Genomic DNA, 5,263 nt, shown 5'->3' with positions numbered 1-5,263 from the left:
CTCATTCCCCGGTCGCGGCGCGCTGCTCGAGGAACTCCTCGCCGGCCAACGACCGGACCGCTGCGTCCCTCACGGTGGACGCGAAGATGCCGGGCTTGGCGAACACCATGATTTCGCCCTCGACACCATACGGGGAGAAGCCGGTGAACTTGACAAGCGGCGGGTTCCCGTCCGCCGCATATTCCGCCGTCGCCTTGCCGACCGTGGCAATCATCCGCATGGAGGCGGCATCGAGGTCGGTTCCTGATTTCAGTGTGAACGGCACGGTGACGCACCCTTCGCTCGCTTCGGTCACGCGCTCGAGTGACGAGGTGTTCAGCACGGAATTCGGGATGACGATTTCATCGCCGCTGCGGGCTTTGACGACCGTGTGCCGCCAAGTGATGTCTTTGACCACGCCGGTTGTGCCGGCTACGGTAACCAGGTCGCCGGGCTGGATCACTTTGCCCAACATCAGTCCGAATCCGCCGATGACATTCGCGATGGTGTCTTTCATGCCGAGGGAGATCGCGACGCCTCCAACACCAAGCGCGGTGATCAGCGTGGTCGGATTGATGCCGAACACCGGTTGCAGCACGATGGTCACGGCGACCACCCAAATCAGGACGCGCGCCAGATTGATGAAGATCGAGGCGCTCGGCACTTGCGAGCGGTCAAGCAGCGTACGCAACCCCCGGCTGACGAGTTTTGAGATGATGACCGCGGCGACGATGACGGTCGCCAGCCAGATGAGTTTGCCTGCGTTGGCGCTTAGCCACGCGATGATATATTCGACGATGCTCATGTTCCCTCGATTCCCGGGTTGCCAACGCCGGTGCAGTGCCGATACCGCAGTGCCGATACCGCATTCGGATACCGCATTCAGATACCGTATAGATCCGGCAGAACCAATCCGGCAGATCAGATTCGTTCCCGTTCCAGTATCTTGTATCTTGCGCCATCGCGTCGCGACTGTGCGCCCGTTCGTGGCCGATTCGCACAGAATCAACGAATTGCCGCAATCGTGTTGCGGGCACGGCTCGCAAACTGGAAGAATCGCCGCCATGCCCTGTCCCAGTGTCGAACGGTTCTCGATTACGATGATGGTATGGGCAACATCGTCGATTATGTGCGCACCGATTTCCGTACCTTTGCCGAGCATCCGTTCTCCGCTGTTGATTCCTTGGTGCTCAGCGAGCTGTCATATATCCGTTTGCCGCTGGTGGTTCCGGTGTTCGGGGCGGCGCGCTCGATTGACACCATCCCGTTGACAGGATTGTTGCGGGCAGAGGATTTTCCGATGATGTTCGCTGCCGACTCCCAGCAGGTCAACAGCACTCGTCTTGATTTGCTGGTTGCCGTCGCTGAAAGCCCGAGATTCCGCGGCTTGCGTGTGGGCGAGTACATCCAGCGCGACGATGCCGACCGTGAGCAGCAGTTCGCCGCGATGACCTTCGATCTTGGTGATTGCACCGGAATCCGTGGGTCTTTCGGCCCGGGCGGTCTGTTGTATGTCGCCTTCCGCGGCACAGACGGCACGCTGCTCGGTTGGAAAGAGGACTTCAATATGGCGTTCCGCTGCCCAGTCCCGTCGCAGGAGTCGGCGGCGAAGTATCTTTCTTCGATTCTTGACCGATCGGCGGGCGTGCCCGGCGGCGATGCCCCCGCCGTGATGGTAGGCGGACATTCGAAGGGTGGTAATATGGCGGTGTACGCGTCGGTTCGTATGGCTGCGCGCGATTTGGACGCCATGCAGTGGCTCGCGGATGAATCCGGCGAATCGCAGTTGCCGATGATTGAGGCAACGTCAATGGTAGGCCGTCGGACATCTGACAAGCCGTCGCACACCAGCGGCGCCAACACCGGTGACGTCGGCAATATCAGCCAAGACAGCCGAGGCGGCCAAAGCAACCAAGACGATCAAAACAGCGAGAGCCTCCCAACTGACAGCACCACCCAACACGTTCAACCCGCCCAACGCAACCGGTACGCAGCGCGTATTCGCCGGGTGTTCTCCCATGACGGCCCGGGATTCCCCAAGCGGCTCGAATCCGCGGCGTTCGATGCGGTGGCGTCGCGCGTGGACAAAACCGTCCCGCAGTCATCGGTCGTCGGCATGCTGATGGATGATGGTTTGCCACACCGGGTCATCGAAGCCGATGCCGTCGGTATCATGCAGCATCTGGGCATGTCGTGGCAGGTGGAGGATGGCGAGTTCGTCGCAGCGCCTGGATTGTCGGCAACTGCGATGTTCGCCGGCAGCACAGTCAACGCGTGGATGCTCGGTATCGACCCGGCTGACCGTCGGAAGGTGATCGACGAGCTGTATGTGATTTTCTCGACTCCCGGCTACCGCAGTTTCGGCGAGCTGGCAGAGCATTGGACGACAGCGCTCCCGGTGATTATCGATGCCGCGCGCAAGACGGACCGTGAAACGCGTCGGCTGGTCGCCGGTGTGCTTGCTGCGTTGCCGGCGACGGCTTGGCGTAACTTGCCGCAGGTGCCGCAGCTGGTGATTGATTCGCTGCGTTGACGGTTCGTGATAACGAAACGTTCGTCGCACCGGCAGCCGAGTCTTGACAGCCGAGTCCAAGTAGCCAAGTCCTGGCAGTCAGGCCTCGCTGGCCCTGTGAACCGCCGACTATTGGATGCGTGGCGCGGCGGACGGGTTGAACACCCGCTTCCAATAGCCGAGCATGTCGGTTTTCGACAGGCTCAGATACATGCTCATCGCCAAGGCGGCGGTATCGTCGTTGAGCAGGTCTTCCGGCTTGATACGGCCCGACAGTTCCGGCCAGCGCCGCAGAACGCCGAACATGCCGCCGATGGCGAAGTCCAGCATGAGGTCGGTTTTCAAATCCAGCTGCTGCGGGTCGATTTGCAGGATGCTCATCAGGTTGAGCCGTGAGAAATCCCGCAGGGATGCGAGCAGTTCCGCCGAACCGTGAGGCCCGGTGACCAGGGACAGCCGGTCAAGCCGCTCGCGTTGCTCCGGTGATTGCAGAACATTGGCGACATTCGTGCGCCAGGCTGTTTCCGGGTCGGTGTCTGATTGCGGTAGCGAAACCGGGGTGTTCTCCACCATGTGCAAGATTGCGGCGTCGGCAAGTTCGGGCAGGCCGCTGAAATGGTAGTAGAAGGAGTTGCGGTTGACGTCGGCTTCACGCACGATGTCGGTCACGGTGATCTTCCGGTATTCGTGTGATGCGAGGAGGTCCCAGAACGCGTTCTCCATGCGCTCCTTGGCGGGAAGGATTTCCGAGTCTCGGCGTGGCCTTGCCATACGTGCCTGCTCCTTTTCTTGGGGTCGTGGCGTCTGCTGTGCCACAGGTCACCATTGTCGCATTATTGATTGACGTTGCTGAAGAGGAGTGAGAGAGGGGGTATCGGTCGTGACGTACTTGGAACTACGGGTGTGTAGGTTGCGAACGTATGCAAATCGCTGAATTTTCTGTGTCATTCGTCAATCGTTGCACTTGAATATGGTGCATTGATGTTTACGTAAACAATCGTTTGCATACGCGAGTTGTCGATATTTGAGCGTCCAACTTCATGATATACTCAGTTTTATATTGAGAACAACGGGGGAATCAACGGGGGTTCCAAGAACAGCTCCTGTTCCCGTTGCGAAATCGTTTGCATGGCGAGACATCGGTGTGTGGGCGAGACAGAGGAGAAGAGCAATGGTCGCAGTGCATGGTGATCGTATATCTATCCACTCCGCATGGAGGGCAGCAGTGGCGGCACTGGTCGCCTTGGCCACGCTGTTTGCCTGCGCGGTTGTGTCGGCGCCGCAGGCGTACGCGGTTGAGCGCGACCTGTCGCAGTATATCGACAAAGACAACACCGTGGTCTCGGTCAGCAAGGACAACGGCAGCACATGGGTGCCTTACTCCGAGGACATGTCGGTCAGTTACAACGACAAGATCAGGGTCTCCTTGCACTGGAAGTTCCCGAACACCATTAGGGTCAAGTCAGGAGACACCTTCACATACAAGCTTCCGCATGGTCTCAAGCTCAATGAAGGTAAGAAGTACGACCTGTACAACAACGGTGCCGTAGACGGTAACTTCGTCATCAACGGCGACACCTTGACGGTGACATATACCAAGGATGAAGGGCAGGACGTAAGCGGTTTCGCCACGGTTGACGCCAATATCGACCAGTCCGCCGATCCCGATGGCACGGGCGGCAAGAAAAGCTTCGAGTTCCCCGGGTATGGGACGCTCACCTTCAACCTGCCGGCGACCGCGAGTGTATCAGCATCGAAGTCAAACGCGAAAACCGTTCCGGGCAATCCGGACAAATTCGATTTCATCGTTACGGTCACGTCCAAAGGCAAGACCAGCGGCGTGACCCTGAATGATTCGATGGGTGAGCTGCTCACCATCGACGAGACGACGCCGGTTATGGTGTATACGGACGCGAACTGCACCCAGCCATATACGGGGAAGGTCACCGTCACCGGTAACACCGCGGGCAGCCGCGCGTTCACCACGGTCATCGATAATATGAACAACGGACAGACGCTGTATGTCAAGTACCGTGTGAACGCCGACCGTGACAAAATCTATGATTCGACGACATCCGACAGCAACGACACTGCCGGCAAGCGCACCAACACCGTGTCCTACTCCTGGAACGGAAACACCAATAAGCAGACGACCTCGAACAAGATTGACATCAACAACACGTGGAGTGTCGACAAAACAGGGAATTACGACAAGTCATCGAAGACCGTGACATGGACGGTCGTACTGCGACCGGGCGATTCCGGTGATATCTCCGGTGCAAAACTCAAGGATGCGCTTGGCAAGGGGCTTGAGTCTCCAAGCGGCAACATCACCATGGACTACTACGACGAGGAATGGTGGAACAATCCGGACCAGCACAAGGGCTCGGTGAGCGTCCCCTGGAGTCAGGTTGCCGATGGAAGTTATACGGTCCCGTCCAGCGCGGCGGGGCATAAGCGGTATGTGCTCACCTACACCACCAAGGTCGACAACCCGCCATCGGACGATCAGGACGCGAAAACATACGATAACACGTTCACCATCACTCCCGCGCACCCGGCAAACTCGAATGGGCAGTCCGCAACTGGTAACGTGACCATCGGCAATACGCAGCCGAAGGCGACGGTGTCAAAGCAATTCTCGAGTGCCTCTGCTCAGGCCGACGGCCACACCAAGCTCACGTGGAAGACCACAGTCACCGCCAACCGCGATCTTACGAACCCGCAATTCGTCGATGTGCTCTCGGCCAATTCAAACACCGGAACACACAG

At 58.7% G+C, this 5,263-nt stretch carries 4 protein-coding genes; 2 read left to right on the top strand and 2 right to left on the bottom strand.

Features of this window, described 5'->3' with window-relative positions; all coding sequences use genetic code 11:
* Position 1 precedes the first annotated feature (1 nt).
* Positions 2–784, bottom strand: coding sequence for a mechanosensitive ion channel family protein (locus ACI38B_RS06740; protein ID WP_439730079.1), 783 nt, complete (start codon positions 782–784; stop codon positions 2–4).
* 303 nt (positions 785–1,087) lie between these two features.
* On the opposite strand from ACI38B_RS06740, the gene ACI38B_RS06735 reads away from it, so the two are divergent.
* Positions 1,088–2,512 (top strand): Mbeg1-like protein, encoded by a 1,425-nt coding sequence (locus ACI38B_RS06735; RefSeq protein ID WP_439730078.1) that lies wholly within the window; start codon positions 1,088–1,090, stop codon positions 2,510–2,512.
* 108 nt (positions 2,513–2,620) lie between these two features.
* Here ACI38B_RS06735 and ACI38B_RS06730 read toward each other — a convergent pair whose 3' ends face one another.
* Positions 2,621–3,262: a TetR/AcrR family transcriptional regulator gene (locus tag ACI38B_RS06730; protein WP_439730077.1), complete on the bottom strand. Its 642-nt coding sequence runs from the start codon at positions 3,260–3,262 to the stop codon at positions 2,621–2,623.
* A gap of 454 nt (positions 3,263–3,716) precedes the next feature.
* On the opposite strand from ACI38B_RS06730, the gene ACI38B_RS06725 reads away from it, so the two are divergent.
* On the top strand, positions 3,717–5,263 hold a 1,547-nt coding region (locus tag ACI38B_RS06725), incomplete at its 3' end, for an Ig-like domain-containing protein (RefSeq protein WP_439730076.1).

Source organism: Bifidobacterium sp., assembly GCF_051876855.1.
Classification (GTDB): Bacteria; Actinomycetota; Actinomycetes; order Actinomycetales; family Bifidobacteriaceae; genus Bifidobacterium.
This window is presented reverse-complemented; position numbering and strand designations above follow the sequence as displayed.